Source organism: Streptomyces sp. NPDC051987 (genome assembly GCF_040680735.1).
Lineage (GTDB): Bacteria > Actinomycetota > Actinomycetes > Streptomycetales > Streptomycetaceae > Streptomyces.
On record NZ_JBFAXI010000108.1, the window covers coordinates 1 to 21989 of the forward strand.

Below are 21989 nucleotides of genomic sequence, written 5' to 3' on the forward strand. Positions count from 1 at the left end.
CGCCGTACGCCGACCCGTACGCCGCGCCGTACGCCGACCCGTACGCCGCGCCGTACGCCGACCCGTACGCCGCGCCGTACGCCGCGCCGTCCGCCCCGCCTCCGGCGCCGTCCGCGAACCCCTTCGCGGCGCCGGATCCCGCCGGGCCGCCGCCCCGTCCCTACGCGCCGGTGGCGCCGCAGCAGCCGGTGAGCGCGGCGGTGCCGCCACCGCCGATCGCCCCGACCGGGCCGGGGCAGGTCCCCTACGGCGCCCCGGTGCCGGGGTACGGCTATCCCGGCGGGCCGCTGCCGTCGTATCCGGCCGGCCCCGGGGGATACGGCGGCTGGCCCGGGATGCAGCCGGTGCCCGACAACGGGCTGGGGACGGCCGCCATGGTCACCGGGATCATCAGCGCGATCGGGTTCTGCCTGGCGCCGGTCGCGCTGGTGATGGGAGTGCTGGGGATCGTGCTCGGGTCGATCGGGCGGGGGCGGGTGAAGCGGGGCGCGGCGACGAACGGGGGGCAGGCGCTGGCCGGGATCATCTGCGGGTCCGCGGGGGTGGTGCTGGCCGGGGCGTTCCTCACGCTGATGGTGGTGGCGGGGAGCCGGGCGAGCCACTAGGGGGCGCCGGGCGCCGTCCGGGTCAGCGTTCGGATGGGTGCGGGTGCGGGTGCGTGGGGGCTGGTCGCGCCGTTCCCCGCGCCCCTTGCGTGGGGACGGTCACGTGGGCCGGAAGCGTCGTCCCCTGCCGCCACCCCGTTCTACGCCCTCGTCGCCCGCAGCCGGTCCCGGGCCTCCATCAGGGCGAAACCCAGGAGGTTCAGTCCCTTCCAGCGGGCCGGATCCTCTGCTGCCGTGTCCGTTGCCGGCAGGCCGATGCCCCATATGCGGTCCACCGGGCTGGCCTCGACCAGGATCCGGTCACCGGTGGCCAGGAGGAAGTCGCGCAGCTCGGTGTCGGCGGCGAACTTGTGCACGCTGCCCTCGGTCACCAGGCCGAACCGCTCCCGGCGCCACGTCTCCTCGTCGAACCCGCGGACCAGCCGGCCCGCCTTCTTCGCCGCCGCGGGATGCTGCGCCGCCAGGACCGCCCGCTCCGCCTCCGCGTCCCGGAAGAGCCGGGCCTTGCCCGCCATCATCCAGTGCTCGGCCGTCGCGTACTCCACCCCGTCGACCACGAAGGGTGACGGCCACCACTGGCTCAGGCAGCTCGCCGAGATCCGCCCGTCCGGTCTCGGCCGGTGGCCCCAGAAGTGCAGGTATCGGATTCCGGCCCCCGCCTGGACAGCCCTGGTCAGGGCCTCCACAGAATCGATCGTCGCCATGCACGCCAGTCTGGCAGCCACCACTGACACTCCGTCCCCCCTTTCCCCTGCCGACTCGACACCTGGTCGACAGATTCCGTCGCGTAACCAAAAGGCAACAACGGAATCACTTGTTGGGCTCCCTGTGCTCTGTCAGGATCGGCAGTCAAATCGAGCTGGAGCTACGCCACCCGCCCCTCCGGGCGGGGTGACGGCGGAGGAGAAGCGACATGGACAACCCGGGCTCCGCCACCCCGGAGACCTTCCCCGCGCAGGAGCGGCTCGCGGGCGGTGCGCAGTACATCGCGGGCCGGTTCGCCCAAGGCACTTCGGGCCGTACGCACGCGGTCGTCGACCCGGCGACCGGCGCGGACGTCTACACCTACGAGCTGGCCGGCACCGAGGACGTCGACCGGGCCGTGGCCGCCGCGCGGGCCGCCTTCCCCGGCTGGGCCGCGACCACCCCCGGCGAGCGGTCCGACGCGCTGCACCGCTTCGCCGCCGTGCTCGCCGACCGCGCCGAGGAGTTCGCCCGCGCCGAGTCCCTCCAGTGCGGCAAGCCGCTGAAGCTCACGCGCGAGTTCGACGTGCCCGGAACCATCGACAACACCGCGTTCTTCGCCGGTGCCGCCCGGCATCTGCAGGGGCAGGCCGCCGCCGAGTACTCCGGCGACCACACGTCGTACGTCCGCCGGGAGCCGATCGGTGTCGTCGGGTCGATCGCGCCCTGGAACTACCCGCTGCAGATGGCGGCCTGGAAGATCCTCCCGGCGATCGCCGCCGGCAACACGGTCGTGCTCAAGCCGGCCGAGCTGACGCCGCTCACCTCGCTCCTGTTCGCGGAGGCGGCGACCCTCGCCGGGATTCCCGACGGGGTCGTCAACATCGTCACCGGGACCGGGAAGGAGGCCGGCGAACACCTCGTCGGGCACCCCGACGTCGCCATGACCTCCTTCACCGGGTCCACCGGCGTCGGCAAGCGGGTCGCCGAGATCGCCACCGCGACCGTGAAGCGGCTGCACCTGGAGCTCGGCGGCAAGGCGCCGTTCGTGGTCTTCGACGACGCGGACCTGGAGGCGGCCGTCAACGGCGCCGTCGCCGGTGCGCTCATCAACACCGGGCAGGACTGCACCGCCGCCACGCGCGCGTACGTGCAGCGGCCGCTCTACGAGGCCTTCGTGGAGCGGACGGCGACCCTGATGGAGACCGTGCGGCTCGGCGATCCGTTCGCCCCCGGCACCGACCTCGGGCCGCTGATCTCGCACGCCCAGCGGGACCGCGTCGCCGCCTTCGTGGAGCGGGCGCGCGGCTACGCGCGCGTGGTGACCGGCGGCGAGCCGCCGCAGGACGAGCTGAAGAGCGGCGCGTACTACCGGCCCACCCTGATCGCCGACGCGCCGCAGGACAGCGAGGTCGTCCAGGCCGAGATCTTCGGTCCGGTGCTGGTCGTCCTGCCGTTCGACAGCGACGATGAGGGGATCCGGCTGGCCAACGACACCCCGTACGGTCTGGCCGCCTCCGCATGGACCACCGGGGTCTACCGGGCGAACCGGGCGACCCGCGAGATCAAGGCGGGGTGCGTGTGGGTCAACGACCACATTCCGATCATCAGCGAGATGCCGCACGGCGGTTACAAGGCGTCCGGCTTCGGCAAGGACATGTCGGCGTACTCGTTCGAGGAGTACACCCAGGTCAAGCACGTTATGTTCGACAATACGGCGGTGCCGCGGAAGGACTGGCACCGCACGATCTTCGGGGACCGATAGTCAGATCTTCGGCCGTTCGTCAGGCGGCCTCCTTCCCGAAAGGGCATCCAGCGCATGAGGCAGTACGAGCCCGACCGCCCGACCCCGGTCGAAGTGGCCGCCATGCGGCGCAGTCTCCGCACCGGCCGGGCCGCCCTGGCCCGCCGGTCGTTCCTGGGCGGTGCGCTCGCGGTGGGCGGTGTCGGGGCGCTGAGCGCCTGCGGCATCCCCGCGGCCGGCAAGTCCCAGGGCGGGGTCTCCGCCGACGACCACTCGGCCACGGAGAAGGTCGTCAACTTCTCCAACTGGCCCGAGTACATCGACGTCGACGACAGCGGGAAGAAGCATCCGACGCTGGACGCGTTCCGCAGGCGGACCGGCATCACGGTCAAGTACACCGAGGACATCAACGACAACGACGAGTTCTTCGGCAAGATCCAGCCGCAGCTCGCCGCCGCCCAGGACACCGGCCGCGACCTGATCGTCCTCACCGACTGGCTGGCCGCCCGCATGATCCGGCTCGGCTACGTCCAGAAGCTGGACGCGTCGAACCTGCCGCACGCCTTCGCCAACCTGTCGGACCAGTTCCGCGCCCCCGACTGGGACCCGGGCCGTGCCTACTCCTACCCCTGGCAGGGCATCTCGACGGTCGTCGCCTTCAACAAGAAGGCGCTGAACGGCGTCGAGGTGAAGTCGGTCTCCGACCTGCTCGACAACCCCGCGCTCAAGGGCCGGGTCGGCCTGCTGACCGAGATGCGCGACACCGTCGGCATGACCATGCTCGACATGGGCATCGACCCGGCGAAGTTCACCGACGACGACTACGACAGGGTGATCGCCCGCCTGCAGAAGGCCGTCGACAAGGGTCAGATCCGCCGCTTCACCGGCAACGACTACACCTCGGACCTCAGCAAGGGCGACCTCGCCGCCTGTGTCGCCTGGGGCGGTGACATCGTGCAGCTCCAGGCCGACAACCCGGACGTCGCGTACGTCATCCCGGACAGCGGCTACATGACGTCGACCGACAACCTGATGATCCCCAACAAGGCGCGCCACAAGACGAACGCCGAGCGGCTCATCGACTATTACTACGAGCCCGGACCGGCCGCCGAACTCTCCGCCTACGTCAACTACGTCAGCCCGGTCGCGGACGTACGGCCCTACCTTGCCAAGATCGACAAGTCGGCGGCGAGCAATCCGCTGATCGTTCCCGACAAAGCCATGCAGGCCAGGTCCCATGCCTTCCGTGCCCTGAGTTCGAAGGAAGAGACGGCCTACCAGCAGAAGTTCGCGAAGCTCACAGGGGCGTGACGACACCATGACGACAGACAACAGCGGCGACGTCCGCCTCACCGGCATCGGGAAGACCTACGACAACGGCTTCACCGCCGTGCAGCCGATGGACCTGACCGTGCCGCAGGGCTCCTTCTTCGCCCTCCTCGGCGCCTCCGGCTGCGGCAAGACCACCACCCTGCGCATGATCGCCGGGCTCGAGGAGCCGACCACCGGCACCGTGCACCTCGGCGACCAGGACGTGACCCGGCTGCCGCCGTACAAGAGGCCGGTGAACACCGTCTTCCAGTCGTACGCCCTCTTCCCGCACCTCGACATCTTCGAGAACGTCGCCTTCGGTCTGCGCCGACGCGGCATCAAGAGCGTGAAGAAACAGGTCGAGGACATGCTGGAGCTGGTCCAGCTCGGCGAGCAGGCGCGCAAGAAACCGCACCAGCTCTCCGGCGGCCAGCAGCAGCGGGTCGCGGTGGCGCGGGCGCTCATCAACCACCCCAAGGTGCTCCTCCTCGACGAGCCGCTCGGCGCCCTCGACCTCAAGCTGCGCCGCCAGATGCAGCTGGAGCTCAAGCGGATCCAGACCGAGGTCGGCATCACCTTCATCCACGTCACGCACGACCAGGAGGAGGCCATGACCATGGCCGACACGGTCGCGGTGATGAACGCGGGCCGGGTGGAGCAGCTCGGCTCGCCGGCCGACCTCTACGAGAACCCGAACACCACGTTCGTGGCGAACTTCCTCGGCACCTCCAACCTCATCGAGGCCGAGGTCGACACGAAGAACGGGGACGACATCGTCCTCAAGGCCGGCGGCGGAAAGCTGGTGCTGCCCGAGGCGCGCTGTTCGGCGCCGACCACGACCGGCGGCAAGGTGCTGGTCGGGGTCCGGCCCGAGAAGATCTCCCTCACCCACGCCGACGACGCGGGCTCCATCCCCGAGGGCCGCAACCGGATCACCGGCAAGGTCGCCGACGCCAGTTTCATCGGCGTCTCCACGCAGTACGTCATCGACAGCGCGGTCTGCCCCGAGTTCGCGGTGTACGTGCAGAACGTCGAGCGCGACGGACGGCTCGTCCCCGGCGCCGACGTCGTCCTGCACTGGAGCCCGGCCCACACCTTCGGCCTCGACGCCGCCCAGGACATCGACGCCGGCACCGAGGAGGAGGCCGCCTGATGGCCACGCTCTCCGAGGCGCCCCCGCCGCTGGCGCCCGCCGCCCCCGAGGCGCAGAAGCCCCCGCGCAGGCGCGGCCGCTTCACCCCGTACTGGCTGCTGCTCCCCGGCATCCTCTGGCTGGTCGTCTTCTTCGCCCTGCCGATGATCTACCAGGGGTCCACGTCCGTCCAGACGGGCTCCCTGGAAGAGGGTTACAAGGTCACCTGGCACTTCGCGACCTACTGGGACGCGCTGAGCGAGTACTGGCCGCAGTTCCTCAGGTCCGTCTTCTACGCGGCCGCCGCGACCGTGCTGTGCCTGCTGCTCGGCTACCCGCTGGCCTACCTGATCGCCTTCCGCGCCGGGCGCTGGCGGAACCTGATCATGATCCTGGTGATCGCGCCGTTCTTCACCAGTTTCCTGATCCGCACCCTGGCCTGGAAGACGATCCTCGCCGACAACGGCCCGGTCGTGCACGTCCTGAACTCGCTGCACATCCTGAGCCTCACCGACGTCCTCGGCTGGACGGCCGGCGACCGGGTGCTGGCCACGCCGCTCGCCGTCGTCTGCGGTCTGACGTACAACTTCCTGCCGTTCATGATCCTGCCGCTCTACACCTCGCTGGAGCGGATCGACGGACGGCTGCACGAGGCCGCCGGCGACCTGTACGCCAAGCCGTGGACGACGTTCCGGAAGGTCACCTTCCCGCTGTCGATGCCCGGCGTGGTCTCCGGCACCCTGCTGACCTTCATCCCGGCGGCCGGTGACTACGTCAACGCCGAACTCCTCGGCTCGACCGACACGCGCATGATCGGAAACGTGATCCAGACGCAGTTCCTGCGCATCCTCGACTATCCGACGGCGGCCGCGCTGTCGTTCATCCTCATGGCGGCGATCCTCGCCATGGTCACGATCTACATTCGCCGGTCCGGGACGGAGGATCTGGTCTAAATGCCCTTCGTCAACTGGCTCAAGAAGAATCTCGTCGTCATCGCGGGACTCCTCACCCTCGGATATCTGCTCCTGCCGAACGTCATCGTCACGGTGTTCTCCTTCAACAAACCGAAGGGGCGCTTCAACTACGAATGGCAGCAGTTCTCGCTGGACGCCTGGAAGCAGCCGTGCGGGGTCGCCGACATGTGCGGCTCGCTCTCCATCAGCCTCCGGATCGCCGCCCTCGCGACGATCGGGGCCACCGTCCTCGGCACGATGATCGCCTTCGCGCTGGTCCGCTACCGGTTCCGCGCCCGCGGCGCCGTCAACTCGCTGATCTTCCTGCCGATGGCGATGCCGGAGGTCGTCATGGCGGCCTCGCTGCTCACCCTGTTCCTCAACATGGGCGCCCAGCTGGGCTTCTACACCATCCTGATCGCCCACATCATGTTCTGCCTCAGCTTCGTCGTCACCGCGGTCAAGGCGCGCGTGATGTCGATGGACCCGCGCCTGGAGGAGGCCGCCCGGGACCTCTACGCCGGACCGGCGCAGACGTTCCTCAGGGTCACCCTCCCCATCGCGGCCCCCGGAATCGCGGCGGGCGCGCTGCTCTCCTTCGCGCTCTCCTTCGACGATTTCATCATCACCAATTTCAACGCGGGCTCCACCGTCACCTTCCCCATGTTCGTCTGGGGATCGGCACAGCGCGGCACGCCCGTCCAGATCAACGTCATCGGTACGGCCATGTTCCTGGTCGCCGTACTGTTCGTCCTCACCTCGATGCTGATCAACAACCGCCGCAACAGGCAAAAGGCATAACCTCAGAACTGAATCTGTAGGGAGTTGAAAATCATGGCCCCAAGCGCCATGAGCCGTCAGGCAGATTGGACCAGATCTCTCTCCGAAGCACAGCCGGTCCCGTACTGGCTCGAAGACCCCGGCAAGCCCCGCCCCGAGCCCGCGCTGACCGGCGCCGACACCTGTGACCTGCTGGTCGTCGGCGGCGGCTACAGCGGACTGTGGACCGCGCTCAACGCCAAGGAGCGCGACCCCGGGCGCGACGTGGTCCTGCTGGAAGGCCGCGAGGTGGGCTGGGCCGCCTCGGGCCGCAACGGCGGCTTCTGCGCCGCCTCCCTCACCCACGGGCTGCCCAACGGCCTCGCCCGCTGGCCCGAGGAGATCCACCGGCTGCAGGAGCTGGGCCTGCGCAACCTCGACGAGATCGAGGCCGCCGTCGCCCGGCACGGCATCGACTGCGAGTTCGAACGCACCGGCGAGATCGACGTGGCCACCGAGACCTACCAGGCCTGGGCGCTGCGCGACTGGCACCGGCGACTGGAGCAGCGGGGCCTCGCCGACGGCATCGAGTTCCTCGACGCCGACGCGGTGCGCGAGCAGGTCGCCTCGCCCACCTTCGAGGCGGGCCTGTACGACCGCCGGGGCGTGGCCATGCTGCACCCGGCCAAGCTCGCCTGGGGCCTCAAGCAGGCCTGCCGCGCGCTCGGCGTCCGGGTGTACGAGCACACGCCCGCCCTCGAACTGAAGCAGTACGGCGCCGGCATGGCCGTACGCACCCCCTACGGGTCGGTCCGCGCCCGGCAGGCCGTGCTCGCCACCAACATCTTCCCGAACCTGCTCAAGCGGGTCCGCGCCTACACCGTCCCCGTCTACGACTACGCCCTGATGACCGAGCCGCTCACCGCCGAGCAGCTCGGTGCGATCGGCTGGAAGAACCGGCAGGGCCTCGGCGACTCCGCCAACCAGTTCCACTACTTCCGCCTGTCGGCCGACAACCGCATCCTGTGGGGCGGCTACGACGCCATCCACCACTACGGCGGCCAGGTGCGCCGTGAGTACGACGACCGTCCGGAGACCTACGCCAAGCTCGCCGAGCACTTCTTCACCTGCTTCCCGCAGCTGGAGGGCGTCCGCTTCACGCACGCCTGGGGCGGCGCGATCGACACCTGCTCCCGCTTCTCGGCGTTCTTCGGCACCGCGTACCAGGGGAAGGTGGCGTACGCGGCCGGCTACACCGGACTGGGGGTGGGGGCCACCCGCTTCGGCGCCGACGTGATGCTGGACCTGCTGGCGGGGGAGGAGACCGAGCGCACCCGGCTGGAGATGGTCCGCAAGAAGCCGCTGCCGTTCCCGCCCGAGCCCTTCGCCTGGACCGGCATCGCTCTCACCAAGTGGTCGCTGGCCCGCGCCGACGCCCACGGCGGCCGCCGCAACCTGTGGCTGCGGACGATGGACCGGCTGGGGCTGGGCTTCGACAGCTGACCCGGGCGAATGCGCCCCCGTTCACTCCTACGGGGCGGTGAAACCCGCGTAATGCCCCCGGAGGACCTCCCTCTCTCCCCGTGACGCGACGCCCGCGTCCACGCGTGAGACGGGGAGGTCCTCTGATGACTGGGGCGAAGACGGCGGTCGAGTGGCTGGCATCCGTCGCACCGGATCCCGACGCCTGCCGCTGGGAGTGGGAGCGCAACCCGCTGGGGATCGCGCTGCTGCCCGCCGGCCGGGCCTGGGACGTGCTGATCCTGCCGGGCGAGCTCGGCTATCCGACCCTCGACGTGCTCACCCGCGTCCTCGACCAGCCAGGGCCCGTCCTGGCCGACTTCGGGGACCACCGGGTGGGTTTCTTCGTGCCGCCCGGCACGGCCGCCCGCTGGCTCGGCACGGGGATCCGCACGGCGGGCGCCGGCACGTGGATCGTCGTGCCGCATCCCGGCCGGGCGGCCCGGGGGGTGCGGTGGCTGGTGGCGCCGGACGGGTCGGGGACGCTGACGGATCCGGGGCTGCTGGAGCTGGCCATGCACGAGGCTGCCGCCGGCCTGGCCGACGGTGAGTAGGCGCCGTTGGGGTGCGGGCTGTCGGTCGGCCGCGGGTGCGTGGGGGTTGTTCGCGCCCACGCGGCGGAGCCGCACATGTCACAGCCCCGCGCACCTGAAGAGGGCGCTGCTCTGCGGGCTGTCGTGAAGAACCGTAGCTCTTGACAGGGGAATTGGTCTGGACCAAGTTGAGTGCGCACCCACCTCCAAAACCCCCACCCCCGGAGGCACTTGTGGTTCGCGCGAGACCCTTCCTGACCGTGCTCACGGCCGCCTTGCTGGCCGTGCCCGGTGTCACCGCGCTCTCGTCGGCCGCCCGCGCGGCCGACGCGGACCTCGCCGTCAACGGCGGGTTCGAGTCCGGCCTCTCCGGCTGGAGCTGTACGGCAGGCAGCGGAACGACCGTCAACTCGCCTGTGCACAGCGGAGGTTCCGCACTGCAGGCGACCCCGGCCGGCAGCGACAACGCCCAGTGCGCGCAGACCGTGACCGTCAGGCCGAGTTCGCAGTACACCCTGTCCGGCTATGTCCGCGGCTCCTACGTGTACCTCGGCGCGAGCGGCACCGGCACCACCGACGTCTCCACGTGGACCCAGTCCGCCCCCGACTGGCAGAAGCTCGCGACCACCTTCACCACCGGCGCCGCCGCCACGAAGGTCACCCTCTACACCCACGGCTGGTACGGCACCGGCGCCTACTACGCCGACGACATCTCGCTGGTCGGGCCGGGCACCTCCGCCGGCCAGCCGCCGGCCGCACCGACCGGCCTCACCGCGGGCACGGTCACCTCCTCCAGCGTGGCCCTGTCCTGGACCGCGGTCCCCGGTGCGACGGGCTACGCGGTCTACCGGGACGGGGTGAAAGCACAGCCGGCGACCGGGACGTCGGCGACCGTGACCGGGCTGAACCCGTCCACCGCGTACAGCTTCCAGGTCACCGCCGTGAACGACGCCGGCGAGTCCGCGAAGTCCGCCGCGGTGACCGCCACCACGAGCGCCGGCTCCTCCGGCGGTTCGACCGGCCTGCCCACCCACGCCCTGGTCGGCTACCTGCACTCCTCCTTCGCCAACGGCTCCGGATACACCCGGCTCGCCGACGTCCCCGACAGCTGGGACGTCATCGACCTGGCCTTCGGCGAGCCGACCTCGGCCACCTCCGGGGACATCCGCTTCAACCGCTGCCCGGTCACCGAGTGCCCGAACGTCGAGAGCGACGCCGACTTCAAGGCCGCGATCAAGGCCAAGCAGGCGGCCGGCAAGAAGGTGCTGATATCGATCGGCGGCGCCAACGGGCAGGTGCAGCTGACCACGGCGACGGCGCGCGACACCTTCGTCTCCTCCGTCTCGCACATCATCGACACCTACGGCCTCGACGGCCTGGACATCGACTTCGAGGGGCACTCACTGTCCCTGGACGCGAGCGACACGGACTTCCGGAACCCCACGACCCCGGTGATCGTCAACCTCGTCTCCGCGCTGAAGACGCTCAAGGCGCGGTACGGGCCGGGGTTCGTGCTGTCGATGGCGCCCGAGACCTTCTTCGTGCAGATGGGCTACCAGTACTACGGCACCGGCAAGTGGGGCGGCCAGGACCCGCGCTGCGGGGCGTACCTCCCGGTCATCTACGCGTTGCGCGACGACCTGACCCTGCTGCACGTCCAGGACTACAACTCGGGTCCGATCATGGGCCTCGACAACCAGTACCACTCCATGGGCGGCGCCGACTTCCACATCGCCATGACCGACATGCTGCTCACCGGGTTCCCGGTGGCCGGTGACGCCGGTCGGGTCTTCCCGCCGCTGCGGCCCGACCAGATCGCGATCGGCATGCCGGCGTCGACCAACGCGGGCAACGGCTACGTGGCGCCGTCCGAGGTCACCAAGGCCCTGGACTGCCTGACGAAGAGGACGAACTGCGGCTCGTACGCCCCCCACGGCACCTGGCCCGGCCTGCGCGGTCTGATGACCTGGTCGGTCAACTGGGACCGGTACGCGAACTGGGAGTTCCAGCGGAACTTCGACGCCTACTTCGGCTGAGCAGCAGGCCCAGTGCCGTCAGCAGGACGGTGGCCAGGCACCAGCTGGCCACCACGTCCAGCGGCCAGTGCCAGCCGCGGCGGACCAGGCCGTAGGAGACGCCGAGGACGAGTGCCGCGCAGACACCGACGGCGGTCCGGCGGGCGGTGGCGGAGGCGAGCCAGGGCAGGAGGAGCAGGGTCGCGGAGCCGTACGCGATCGCGGCCGTCGCCGTGTGGCCGGACGGGTAGTAGCCGACCGCCGGGGGCACCACCGGGGTGCCCGGACGGGCGGTCCAGTCCTTGAGCGGCACGACGATCGCCGGTACCAGGGCCATCAGGACGGCGGCGGCCGCGGGCGGCAGCCACCAGTGGTCTGTACCGGTGGTGCGGCCGCGCCACGTGACGTAACCGATGGCCAGGACCAGGACCGGGACCGCGACCTGCACGTTCCCGAGGTCGGAGAGGAGTTCGGAGAACCGGTCCGGGTGGACGAGTGCGCTGCTCAGGCGGCTGTCCAGGCGGAGCAGCGGGCCATGGGCCACGACCTGCCAGGTGATCAGCGCGAAGAGGAGGGCCGGCAGCGCCAGCAGCCCCAGGAGTCCCGGGCGGGGGAAGCGGAGGAAGGAGGTCGGCCGCCCCGGAACAGGGGGGGTGGTTCCGAGGCGGCCGTCCGGATCGGAGTGTCGCGCGCCCCGGGGGGTTTGGGGCGAGCGACCGTCCGATCGGTGAGGAGATCCGGAGCCGGAGGCCCCGGTTGTGTGCGCGAGGGCACGACCAGGTCGAAGCTGGGGAGGCCCCGGCCTGAAATCGCCCACAGTCCCCTGTGGGCGGGGTGTATCTCTCATCTGGAGAGAACCTACGACAGCGTCCGGCGCCGCGACAGGCGGAATCGCGTCCCGTCATCCACCTCGCACACCTTCTTCACACGGCCTGACGGGTGCGCCCCGGCCCCCCACGTCACGCCAGGGGGGAGGGGCGGGGCGGTGGTGGCACACGGGTTCGAGAACCTGTGCGCGGGCTGCGGGAAGCCTCTGGCTCAGATCCGCGCGAAGGCCTGCTCGATGATGTCGAGGCCCTCGCTCAGCAGGTCCTCGCCGATGACCAGCGGGGGCAGGAAGCGGAGCACATTGCCGTAGGTGCCACAGGTCAGGACCAGCAGCCCCTCCTGGTGGCAGGCCTTGGCGAGGGCCGCGGTGGCCTCCGGGTTCGGCTCCTTGGTGGCGCGGTCCTTGACCAGCTCGATGGCGATCATCGCGCCCCGGCCGCGGACGTCGCCGATGACGTCGAACTTCTCGGCCATGGCGGTGAGGCGGGGCTTCATGATCGCCTCGATCTGCCTCGCCCTGGCGTTGAGGTCGAGCTCCTTCATGGTCTCGATGGCCCCGAGCGCACCCGCGCAGGCGACGGGGTTGCCGCCGTAGGTCCCGCCGAGGCCGCCGGCGTGCGCGGCGTCCATGATCTCGGCGCGGCCGGTCACGGCGGCGAGCGGCAGGCCGCCCGCGATGCCCTTGGCCGTGGTGATCAGGTCCGGGACGATGCCCTCGTCCTCGCACGCGAACCACTGGCCCGTACGGCAGAACCCGGACTGGATCTCGTCCGCGACGAAGACGATCCCGTTGTCCTCGGCGAACTGCCTGACCGCCGGCAGGAAGCCCTTGGCCGGCTCGATGAAACCGCCCTCGCCGAGCACCGGCTCGATGATGATCGCGGCCACGTTCTCCGCGCCCACCTGCTTGCTGATCTGGTCGATGGCCTGGTGGGCGGCCTCGGGGCCGGCGTTCTGCGGACCGGTCGGCCAGCGGTAGGCGTAGGCGACCGGGACGCGGTACACCTCGGGGGCGAACGGACCGAAGCCGTGCTTGTACGGCATGTTCTTGGCGGTCAGCGCCATCGTGAGGTTGGTCCGCCCGTGGTAGCCGTGGTCGAACACGACGACGGCCTGCCGCTTGGTGTAGGCACGCGCGATCTTCACGGCGTTCTCGACGGCCTCGGCGCCGGAGTTGAACAGCGCGGACTTCTTGGCGTGGTCACCCGGGGTGAGCTCCGCGAGGGCCTCGGCGACCTCCACGTAGCCCTCGTACGGGGTGACCATGAAACAGGTGTGGGTGAAGTCGGCCAGCTGGGCGCTCGCCCGGCGTACGACGGCCTCGGCGGAGGCGCCGACGGAGGTCACCGCGATGCCGGAACCGAAGTCGATCAGGCGGTTTCCGTCGACGTCCTCGATGATGCCGCCGCCCGCGCGCGCGGTGAAGACGGGCAGCACCGAGCCCACCCCCTGCGCCACCGCGGCGAGGCGTCGGGACTGCAGCTCCTGCGACTTCGGGCCGGGGATGGCGGTGACGACGCGGCGCTCCTGCGGAAGTGCGGTCATGGGGGCTCCCTGATGAGTGGTGCGAACCGATGCGTGCCGGGCGCGTCCCGTCCGGTTGCTCCGGTGGTGCGTTTTCGGACGCTTTCCTTCTTTCTTCGCAGGCTAGGGCCGGGGGTGAGAGCTGGGCATGCTCCATGTGGGCGTTGTCGAGGAGTGCCGTTGTCCGTGGTGGACATAGCGCGGTCGGGTGCCCGGTATGCGGCCTTGACCGCTCCTCGGCCGCGTAAGCGGTGAACTCCCCTTGCCGGGGCGTTAGATTGGCCGCTGACGGTGGACGGAACGGCTGGTCAGGGAGCGAGACGCGATGGACAGCGACGGGACGCGGGACACGCGGCGTGCGCATGCGAATCCTGTGCCGCGACCGGCGGGGCCGCAGGACCCGGACGGGACGCCCGTCGAGCCGCCCGCCATGCCGGCCTGGGCGCCCGCGATGCCGGTCGAGGCGCCCGCGATGCCGCCGCGCCCGGCGGCCCCTCCGGCGGTGCCCCCGCTGCCGGACGGCTCGGCCTTCCTGACCTGGCTGCGGGCGCCCAGGCCGGAGGCGGCGCCGGGGGTGTGGCGAATCGGTTACCGGCCCCGGGCCGAGCGGGAGCCCGAGGAACTGCCCACACGGCAACTGCTCAGCGGCGCCCTGATCGCCTTCCTGGTGGGCTGGCTGGTCTGGTCCCTGCTCACGCACGGCTACCTGGGGGCGTGGTGGGGGCTGCCGCTCCAACTGCTCCTCCCCGCCTCCTGGCAGGGCGAGCACGCCACGATCTCCCCGACCGCCAGCCGTTTCATCTACGAGGGATACACCTACCTGGTCGCCCTCAGCATCATGCTCGTGGTGGGCCGGCTCGGCCGCTGGGGCGAGGTGTGGCGGCGGTTCGTGGCGCCCAGGTTCCGCGCCGCGGACTCCCGCCAGGAGCCCCCGGCCCCCGAGGAGGACCCCGCCCGGTGGCCGCACCTCCGGGCCGCCGGGGCCGAGGCGGCCGCCGACCGGCTCGCCGGGGAGGCGCGCAGCGGGCTGATGCGGGACGTGGACCACGCCCGGATCGCCCGCGCCTGGCAGGGCGTACGCAGCGGCCGGCACAGCATGGCCGCCTTCACCGCCGCCGTGGTCAAGGACGGCGCCGCCGCCTGCCCGCACCCCTCCGGCGAACGCGACCTGCCCGCCCGGCACGCCCGCCACGACCTGGTCACCGGCCAGGTCCGGCTCGGCACCACCGCCGACGACCCGCGCAACCCCTACCAGTACCGGGGCACCGGCCTCGCCCTCGGCCCCGAACTGCTCGGCACCTCCCTGCTCGCCGTCGGCCCGGCCGGCACCGGCAAGACCGGCAGCCTGGTCCGCCCGCTCGCCGAGTCGCTCTGCCTGCACGCGCTGGCGGGCCGGGCCTCCGTGGTCGTCGTCGGCGCGGCCGGCGCCGGCCTCGGACCCGCCGACGCCTACGACGTCGTCGTCCGCATCGCCCACCCCGACTCCGTCTACGACCTCGACCTGTACGGCGGCACCACCGACCCCGACGAGGCCGCCGCCATACTCGCCGAGGCCCTCGTCGGCGACCTCACCGACCCGCACCCCGGCGGCGACAGCCGCCGCTCCACCACCGTCCTCGCCCAGCTGATCGGCCCGTTCAAGGCGGTCCACGGCCGCTTCCCCTCCGTCCCCGAACTCCGCCGGCTCCTCGACGGCGCGCCCGGCCCGCTCGCCGCGCTCCGCAAGGGACTGACCGAGACCGGCCACGAGTCGCTGCTGCGCGAGCTGGACGCGCGGGAACGCCAGATGGGACAGCCGGGCGACGTCGGCGCGGTGCTGGCCGACCGCATCGCCCTCCTCGACCGCCCGGCCTTCGCCGGTTTCTTCGACACCTCCGGCCAGTCCCGCCCCTTCTCCCTCAAGGCCCTCGACCACCCGGTCCGGGTCCGCATCGACCTGCCCGAGCGCGGCCACGCCGACGCCTCCCGGATCCTGGCCCGCCTGGTGCTCGCCCAGTTCACCGCGAGCGTGTCGGTACGGGACGACCGCTCGCTCTTCTCCTGCCTGCTCCTGGACGACGCGACGGGCGTGGTCACCCCGGAAGCGGTCCGCGCCGTCCAGCGACTGCGCTCCGCCAACGCGGGCGTCGCGCTGACCCTGCGCACCCTGGACGACGTGCCCCGCCCGCTGCGCGGACCGCTCCTCGGCGCCACCGGCTGCAGGATGGCCTTCGCCGGCCTCACCCCCTGGGACGGGCAGGACTTCGCCGAGGTCTGGGGCAAGGAGTGGACCGAGGCCCGGGACGTCACCGACCGCCAGATCATCGCGGAGACCCCGGCGGGCAAGGCGCTGCACATCGTCCGCCGGGTGATCACCGGGAAGGCGCCCACGGCGCGCGCGGTCACCGTCCGGCAGGTGGAGCGCGAGCGCTGGTCCGCCTCCGAACTCGCCCACGGCGTGCCGCCGGGCCACGCGGTCCTCTCCCTGACCACGGTCCAGGGCGAGCACGCGCCCCCGCTGCTGGTGGACCTGAGGGGCGGCGGCCGGGGCTGAACACGGGGGGACCGGCGACCGTACAGTGAGGCAGAATCGAGAGAGGCCGTTCATACGAGACGGCCAAACGCCACTGCCGTCGCTCACGACGCGTACGACGCCCACGACCCAAGAGAAGATCTGACGGCCTGATGCCACCGACGCTCGCCTCGCTCGTCCACCACTCCGCGCTCAAACTGACCGTGCGCGCGGGCGAGGACCGCCTCGACGTGCCCGTGCGCTGGGCCCATGTCAGCGAACTCGCCGACCCGGTGCCGTACATGGAGGGCGGGGAACTGCTCCTGATCACCGCGCTGAAGCTGGACGCGGAGGATCCGCAGGCGATGCGGAAGTACGTGAAGCGCCTGGTGGGAGCCGGTGTGGTGGGCCTCGGCTTCGCCGTGGGGGTCAACTACGACGAGATCCCCAAGGCGCTGGTCGACGCCGCCGAGCAGGAGGGGCTGCCCCTCCTGGAGGTACCGCGCCGGACCCCCTTCCTCGCCATCAGCAAGGCGGTCTCGGCGGCGATCGCGGCCGACCAGTACCGGGCGGTGACGGCGGGCTTCGCCGCCCAGCGCGAACTGACCAGACAGGCGCTGAACGCCGGCCCGGAGGGGCTGCTCACCGCGCTCGCGGCGCAGGTGGACGGCTGGGCGGCGCTGTACGACGCGTCCGGCGCGGTCGTGGCGACGGCGCCGGAGTGGGCGGGGCGCCGGGCGGCCCGCCTGACGGCCGAGGTGGAGCGGCTCAGGGAACGCCCGGCACCGGCCTCCTCGGTGGTCGGCGGCCCCGACAACGAGGACCGGGTGGAACTCCACTCGCTCGGCACCGGCCGCCGCCCGCGAGCGGCCCTGGCGGTCGGCACCGCGTCGGCGCTCGGCACGGCGGAGCGCTACGCCGTGCACTCCGCCATCGCGCTGCTCACCCTCACGACGGAACGCTCCCGCTCCCTCCACGCGGCCGAGCAGCGGGTCGGGACGGCGGTACTGCGCATGCTGCTCGCCGGGCAGCCGGACCATGCGCGCGCGGTCGCCGGGGACCTGTACGGCGGTCTGCTCGACGCCCCCTTCCGGGTGATCGTCGCGGACTCGGGAAGCGAGCCGCCGGCCGGCCTCACGGAGGCGGTGGAGGCGGCCGCGGCGCGTGCGGGGGAGGCGGTGCTGGCGGTGCCCGAGGGGGAGCGGCTGGTGGTCCTGGCCGTGGACGGGGGTGCGGCGGTGGCGGCGTGCGCCGAGTACGCGGCCGCGCGCGAGGCGGCGCGGGCGGTGCCCGAGCAGGCGGCCGCGGACGACGACGACCTGGTCGTCGGCCTCTCCGCCCCGTCCGGTCCGATCGGCGCGGCGGCCGCCTACAAGCAGGCCGAGCAGGCGCTGTCCGTGGCCCGGCGCCGGGGCCGGATCCTGGTCGAGCACGACCAGCTGGCCTCGGGATCGGTCCTTCCGCTGCTCGCCGACGACGCGGTGAAGGCGTTCGCCGACGGTCTGCTGCGGGCCCTGCACGAGCACGACGCGACCGGCCGCGGTGACCTGGTGGCGTCCCTCCGCGCCTGGCTCTCCCGGCACGGCCAGTGGGACGCGGCGGCGGCGGACCTCGGCGTCCACCGCCACACGCTGCGCTACCGGATGCGCCGCGTGGAGGAGATCCTGGGCCGCTCCCTGGACGACCCGGACGTCCGGATGGAGCTGTGGCTGGCCCTGAAGGCGACGTCGGGGGAGTAGCCGACGGCTCTGCCCCCACCCGACTCGCTCAGCCGGGCCCGCACCGTCGTCCCACGCCGAGGCCCCACCGACGGCAGGGGCCCACCCCCTGGAGGGACGGGACGGGTAGGGGCGGCGGGGGCGAGGACCCCGTGGCCCGCCCCCACCGGACCGTGCCAAACCGGCACACCCCCCGCCCCCACCACTACACCGCGGCCAAACGCACCCCCGCCCCCTGCCGCCTACCGTGGACGCGAACACCCTGCACACACCCACCCCCAACGCGGAAGGGCCGGGACTCGCACATGACCTCCACCCACGCCTTCTGGCTCGCCGGCCGCCAGGTCACCGGCGAGGCCACCTTCGATGTCACCAACCCGTGGGACGCCCGTCTCGTCGGCAAGGTCAGCGTGCCCACCGACGCCCAGGTAGAGGAAGCCGTCGCCGCCGCGTACGCCGTACGGGACGAGTTCGCCGCCACCCCAGCCCACGTGCGCGCCGCCGCCCTCGACCACGTCAGCCGCCGCCTCGCCGAGCGCACCGAGGAGATAGCCCAGCTGATCTCCGCCGAGAACGGCAAGCCGATCAAGTGGGCCCGCGGCGAGGTCGGCCGTGCCGTCTCCGTGTTCCGGTTCGCCGCCGAGGAGGCCCGGCGCTTCAACAGCGGCGAGGCCCAGCGGCTCGACACCGACCCCGGTGGCCAGGGCCGGCTCGCGCTGACCCGCCGCTTCCCGAAGGGCGTCGTCCTCGGCATCGCGCCCTTCAACTTCCCGCTCAATCTGTGCGCCCACAAGATCGCCCCGGCGATCGCGGCCGGTGCGCCGATCATCCTCAAGCCCGCACCCGCCACGCCGCTGTCCGGGCTCGTCATCGGCGACCTGCTCGCCGAGACCACCGGCCTCCCGGCCGGCTCCTGGTCGATCCTCCCGGTCGCCAACGACAAGATGGCCGCTCTCGTCCAGGACGAGCGTCTGCCGGTCATCTCCTTCACCGGTTCCGAGAAGGTCGGCTACTCGATCATGGACTCGGTGCCCCGCAAGCACTGCACCCTGGAGCTCGGCGGCAACGGCGCGGCCGTCGTCCTCGGCGACTACGCGAGCGACGCCGACCTCGACTGGGCCGCCACCCGCATCGCGACCTTCTCCAACTATCAGGGCGGCCAGTCCTGCATCTCCGTGCAGCGGGTCATCGCCGACGCAGCCGTCTACGACCGCCTCCTCCCGCGGATCGTCGCCGCCGTCGAGGCCCAGGTCACCGGTGACCCCGCCGACGACAGGACCGACGTCGGCCCGCTGGTCAGCGAGGCGGCGGCCGAACGGGTCGAGGCGTGGGTGAAGGAGGCCGTCGAGGCCGGCGCCACCCTGGTCACCGGCGGCGACCGCGACGGCGCCAGCTACGCGCCGACCGTCCTCACCGACGTCCCGGAGGACACCACCCTCTCCTGCGAGGAGGTCTTCGGACCCGTCCTCACCGTGCAGAAGGTGTACGGCGAGGACGAGGCCTTCGCCGCCGTCAACGCCTCCAAGTACGGCCTCCAGGCGGGCGTGTTCACCCACGACCTGCAGCTCGCCTTCCGCGCCCACCGCGCCCTCGAGGTCGGCGGCGTGGTGATCGGCGACGTCCCCTCCTACCGCGCCGACCAGATGCCGTACGGCGGCGTGAAGCAGTCCGGCGTCGGCCGCGAGGGCGTCAGGTTCGCGATGGACGACTACACCTACGAGCGCGTCCTGGTCCTCACCGGCCTCGCCCTCTGACCTGCCACGGACAGGTCCGAGCGCGGCAGGCCGCAGGCTACGACTGGAAGGTCCTCACCACCGCCTCCGCGTGGCGCCATCTCACGGTCTGCTTGTGGCCCGAGATCCACAAGTGGGCCCGGCGCATCCGCTGGGCGCCCACGCGGACAGCCTCTGCTCCCTCATCGACGAGGCCAAGATCGTCCCGGACGGCACATGGCACGCCATCGAGGGCGCGCTCTCCGGTGGCCGCATGGACGGCCTCCCGGAGGCGTTCGCCCTGGCTGTCTCCACGCCCGACCCGCCCGCTGGACGGTTCTACGAGATCCACAAGCGCGCCCCCGGCCTGGAGGACTGGCACACCCGCCACGTCACGCTGGAGGAGGCCGTGGCCGCCGGCGGGGGAGTTCCACGCGAGCGATGAGGACAGCGTCATCCCGCTCGCCTGGGTTCAGGCCGCCATCGAGCGGTGGCACGAGTGGGACCAGACCGGCCGCCCCGACGTCCCCGGCCGCCGCGTCCTCGGCGTGGACGTTGCCCGCGCCGGCGGGCACTCCACCGCTGCCCGGATGGGGGTGTGAGGCAGCCGAGACGAAGAGTGCGCGCAAGCCGTGGGAGGTCGAGGACGGGCTGTGGGAGCGGATCGAGCCGCTGCTGCCTGTGGTCGAGCGCCGGTACCGGCATCCGGGGCGTAAGCGCCTGGATGATCGCAGGGTGCTGTGCGGGATCCTGTGCGTGCTCCGCACCGGGATCCCGTGGCGGTTCCTGCCGGAGTCCGGCAGCACCTGCACGAACTGCTGCTGGCCGAACTGCGGGCGGCCGACATGCTCGACTTCTCCCGCGCCGCCGTCGACTCCTCCCCAGTGGACGGGGGAAAGACCGGCCATCTACGCCGACCGCGGCTACGGCCACGACGTCCACCGTGACAGGGTCCGGTTCCACATCCACCAAGCCTTCGTCATCCTCGGCTGCGCCACCATCGGCTGAGTGGATCTGCGAAACAGATGATTCAGAGCGAAAACATCTGTTGGACAGGGCTTTGGTGGGGTCGGAGGATTTTCTGCGGGAGCACCGTCGAGCGACGCCGGTACGGGCTGCTGCCTGAGCGGAAGGTCGATATGCCAAGGGGAGGGACCGACGTGGTGGTCGTCGAAGAGACCGAAGTCGTGGTCGTGGGGGCCGGCCAGGCCGGCGTGGCGATGAGCGAGCACCTGGGCGCCCTGAACGTCCCGCACCTCGTCCTGGAACGGCACCGGATCGCCGAGCGGTGGCGTTCGGAGCGGTGGGACTCCCTGGTCGCGAACGGGCCCGCATGGCACGACCGGTTCCCAGGCATGGAGTTCACCGACGTCGCCCCCGACGCCTTCGCCTCGAAGGAACAGGTAGCCGACTATTTCGTCGCCTACGCCGAGAAGATCGGCGCCCCGATCCGGTGCGGTATCGAGGTGACGTCGGTGCGCAGGCATGCTGGTCGGCCCGGTTTCCGCATCGAGACGTCGCAGGGCCTGATCGACGCGCGTTTCGTGGTGGCCGCGACCGGACCGTTCCAGCGGCCCGTGATCCCGCCCATCGTCCCGGACAGTGCTTCCCCGGTGCAGATCCACTCCAGCGCATACCGCAACCCGCAGCAGCTGCCCCCGGGCGCGGTCCTCGTGGTCGGTGCGGGCTCCTCCGGGGTGCAGATCGCCGACGAGCTGCGCCGCTCCGGGCGCCGGGTCTTCCTCTCCGTCGGCCCTCACGAGCGCCCTCCGCGTCAGTACCGCGGACGGGACTTCTGCTGGTGGCTCGGCGTGCTCGGGCTCTGGGACGCCCACACGCCCCCGCAGGGTGCCGAGCACGTGACCATCGCGGTCAGCGGGGCCCGCGGCGGCCACACCGTGGACTTCCGGGCCCTGGCCAGGGACGGCATCGAGCTCGTCGGCCTGACCGCGTCCTACGACGACGGCGTCCTGCGTTTCGCGCCGGATCTTGCCGCCAACATTGCCGACGGCGACGCCAGGTACCTCGAGTTGCTGCGGGCGGCCGACGCCTACGTCGAGCGCAACGGCCTCGACCTTCCCGCGGAACCGCAGGCACACGTCCTGGGGCCGGACCCGCACTGCGTCACCGACCCGCTCCTGGAGCTCGATCTGGCCGAGGCCGGCGTCACCTCGATCGTCTGGGCGACGGGCTTCGCCGCCGACTACGGCTGGCTCGACGTCGACGCCTTCGACGACAGGGGCCGTCCCGACCAGCGGCGCGGCGTGTCCCGCGAAGCGGGCGTGTATTTCCTGGGCCTTCCCTGGCTGTCACGCCGAGGATCGAGCTTCATCTGGGGCGTCTGGCACGACGCTGCCTACGTCGCCGACCACATCGCGACCCGGCGCGGCTACCTCGCGTACGGCGCCACCGACCAGGCCGGCGCCGCGCCGGCGAACGGCAAGAGCTGAGAAGGGGCG

Annotated in this window: 17 protein-coding genes and 1 pseudogene; 15 read left to right on the top strand and 3 right to left on the bottom strand. The window is 71.7% G+C overall.

What is annotated here, in order from left to right:
- On the top strand, positions 1 to 605 hold a 605-nt coding region (locus AB0M11_RS35650), incomplete at its 5' end, for a DUF4190 domain-containing protein (protein WP_365712309.1).
- A gap of 140 nt (positions 606 to 745) precedes the next feature.
- Here the strand turns inward: AB0M11_RS35650 and AB0M11_RS35655 are convergent.
- Entirely contained in the window at positions 746 to 1309 is a 564-nt protein-coding gene (locus tag AB0M11_RS35655) for an NADAR family protein (RefSeq protein ID WP_365712310.1), read from the bottom strand.
- A 209-nt stretch (positions 1310 to 1518) separates the two neighbouring features.
- On the opposite strand from AB0M11_RS35655, the gene AB0M11_RS35660 reads away from it, so the two are divergent.
- From AB0M11_RS35660 to AB0M11_RS35695, 8 genes are all read left to right on the top strand, one after another.
- The gene (locus tag AB0M11_RS35660) at positions 1519 to 3054 is read left to right on the top strand and encodes a gamma-aminobutyraldehyde dehydrogenase (protein ID WP_365712311.1); all 1536 of its coding nucleotides are present in this window, start codon (positions 1519 to 1521) and stop codon (positions 3052 to 3054) included.
- A gap of 54 nt (positions 3055 to 3108) precedes the next feature.
- Positions 3109 to 4344, top strand: a complete 1236-nt coding sequence (locus tag AB0M11_RS35665) for a spermidine/putrescine ABC transporter substrate-binding protein (protein WP_365712312.1) — start codon at positions 3109 to 3111, stop codon at positions 4342 to 4344.
- 7 nt (positions 4345 to 4351) lie between these two features.
- Positions 4352 to 5497, top strand: coding sequence for an ABC transporter ATP-binding protein (locus AB0M11_RS35670; RefSeq protein ID WP_365712313.1), 1146 nt, complete (start codon positions 4352 to 4354; stop codon positions 5495 to 5497).
- A complete protein-coding gene (locus AB0M11_RS35675; RefSeq protein WP_365712314.1) occupies positions 5497 to 6429 on the top strand; it encodes an ABC transporter permease in 933 nt (310 codons plus the stop codon). The genes AB0M11_RS35670 and AB0M11_RS35675 overlap by 1 nt, the downstream gene beginning before the upstream one ends.
- The gene (locus AB0M11_RS35680; protein WP_365712315.1) at positions 6430 to 7230 is read left to right on the top strand and encodes an ABC transporter permease; all 801 of its coding nucleotides are present in this window, start codon (positions 6430 to 6432) and stop codon (positions 7228 to 7230) included. It abuts the gene before it with no gap.
- Between the two features lie 33 nt (positions 7231 to 7263).
- Positions 7264 to 8691, top strand: coding sequence for an FAD-dependent oxidoreductase (locus AB0M11_RS35685; RefSeq protein WP_365712316.1), 1428 nt, complete (start codon positions 7264 to 7266; stop codon positions 8689 to 8691).
- A 125-nt stretch (positions 8692 to 8816) separates the two neighbouring features.
- Positions 8817 to 9263: a hypothetical protein gene (locus AB0M11_RS35690; protein ID WP_365712318.1), complete on the top strand. Its 447-nt coding sequence runs from the start codon at positions 8817 to 8819 to the stop codon at positions 9261 to 9263.
- Positions 9264 to 9475: 212 nt separating this feature from the next.
- Positions 9476 to 11278, top strand: coding sequence for a glycoside hydrolase family 18 protein (locus AB0M11_RS35695; protein ID WP_365712319.1), 1803 nt, complete (start codon positions 9476 to 9478; stop codon positions 11276 to 11278).
- Here the strand turns inward: AB0M11_RS35695 and AB0M11_RS35700 are convergent.
- Both AB0M11_RS35700 and gabT read right to left on the bottom strand, forming a co-directional pair.
- The gene (locus tag AB0M11_RS35700; protein WP_365712320.1) at positions 11217 to 12104 is read right to left on the bottom strand and encodes a phosphatase PAP2 family protein; all 888 of its coding nucleotides are present in this window, start codon (positions 12102 to 12104) and stop codon (positions 11217 to 11219) included. The two genes, AB0M11_RS35695 and AB0M11_RS35700, sit on opposite strands and share 62 nt — an antisense overlap.
- A gap of 191 nt (positions 12105 to 12295) precedes the next feature.
- Positions 12296 to 13630, bottom strand: coding sequence for a 4-aminobutyrate--2-oxoglutarate transaminase (gene gabT, locus AB0M11_RS35705; protein WP_365712321.1), 1335 nt, complete (start codon positions 13628 to 13630; stop codon positions 12296 to 12298).
- A gap of 304 nt (positions 13631 to 13934) precedes the next feature.
- On the opposite strand from gabT, the gene AB0M11_RS35710 reads away from it, so the two are divergent.
- The 6 genes and pseudogenes from AB0M11_RS35710 to AB0M11_RS35735 all read left to right on the top strand — a co-directional run bounded on the left by AB0M11_RS35710 (position 13935) and on the right by AB0M11_RS35735 (position 21980).
- The gene (locus AB0M11_RS35710) at positions 13935 to 16142 is read left to right on the top strand and encodes an ATP-binding protein (RefSeq protein WP_365712322.1); all 2208 of its coding nucleotides are present in this window, start codon (positions 13935 to 13937) and stop codon (positions 16140 to 16142) included.
- A 131-nt stretch (positions 16143 to 16273) separates the two neighbouring features.
- Positions 16274 to 17839: a PucR family transcriptional regulator gene (locus tag AB0M11_RS35715; RefSeq protein ID WP_365712323.1), complete on the top strand. Its 1566-nt coding sequence runs from the start codon at positions 16274 to 16276 to the stop codon at positions 17837 to 17839.
- 284 nt (positions 17840 to 18123) lie between these two features.
- Positions 18124 to 19572, top strand: coding sequence for an aldehyde dehydrogenase family protein (locus AB0M11_RS35720; protein ID WP_365712324.1), 1449 nt, complete (start codon positions 18124 to 18126; stop codon positions 19570 to 19572).
- Between the two features lie 94 nt (positions 19573 to 19666).
- On the top strand, positions 19667 to 19975 hold the full coding sequence (locus tag AB0M11_RS35725) for a hypothetical protein (protein WP_365712325.1): 309 nt from the start codon (positions 19667 to 19669) through the stop codon (positions 19973 to 19975).
- Between the two features lie 137 nt (positions 19976 to 20112).
- A pseudogene (locus AB0M11_RS35730) lies at positions 20113 to 20417 on the top strand (transposase); the annotation flags it as partial.
- Positions 20418 to 20690: 273 nt separating this feature from the next.
- On the top strand, positions 20691 to 21980 hold the full coding sequence (locus tag AB0M11_RS35735; RefSeq protein WP_365712327.1) for an NAD(P)/FAD-dependent oxidoreductase: 1290 nt from the start codon (positions 20691 to 20693) through the stop codon (positions 21978 to 21980).
- The last annotated feature ends 9 nt before the right edge of the window (positions 21981 to 21989 follow it).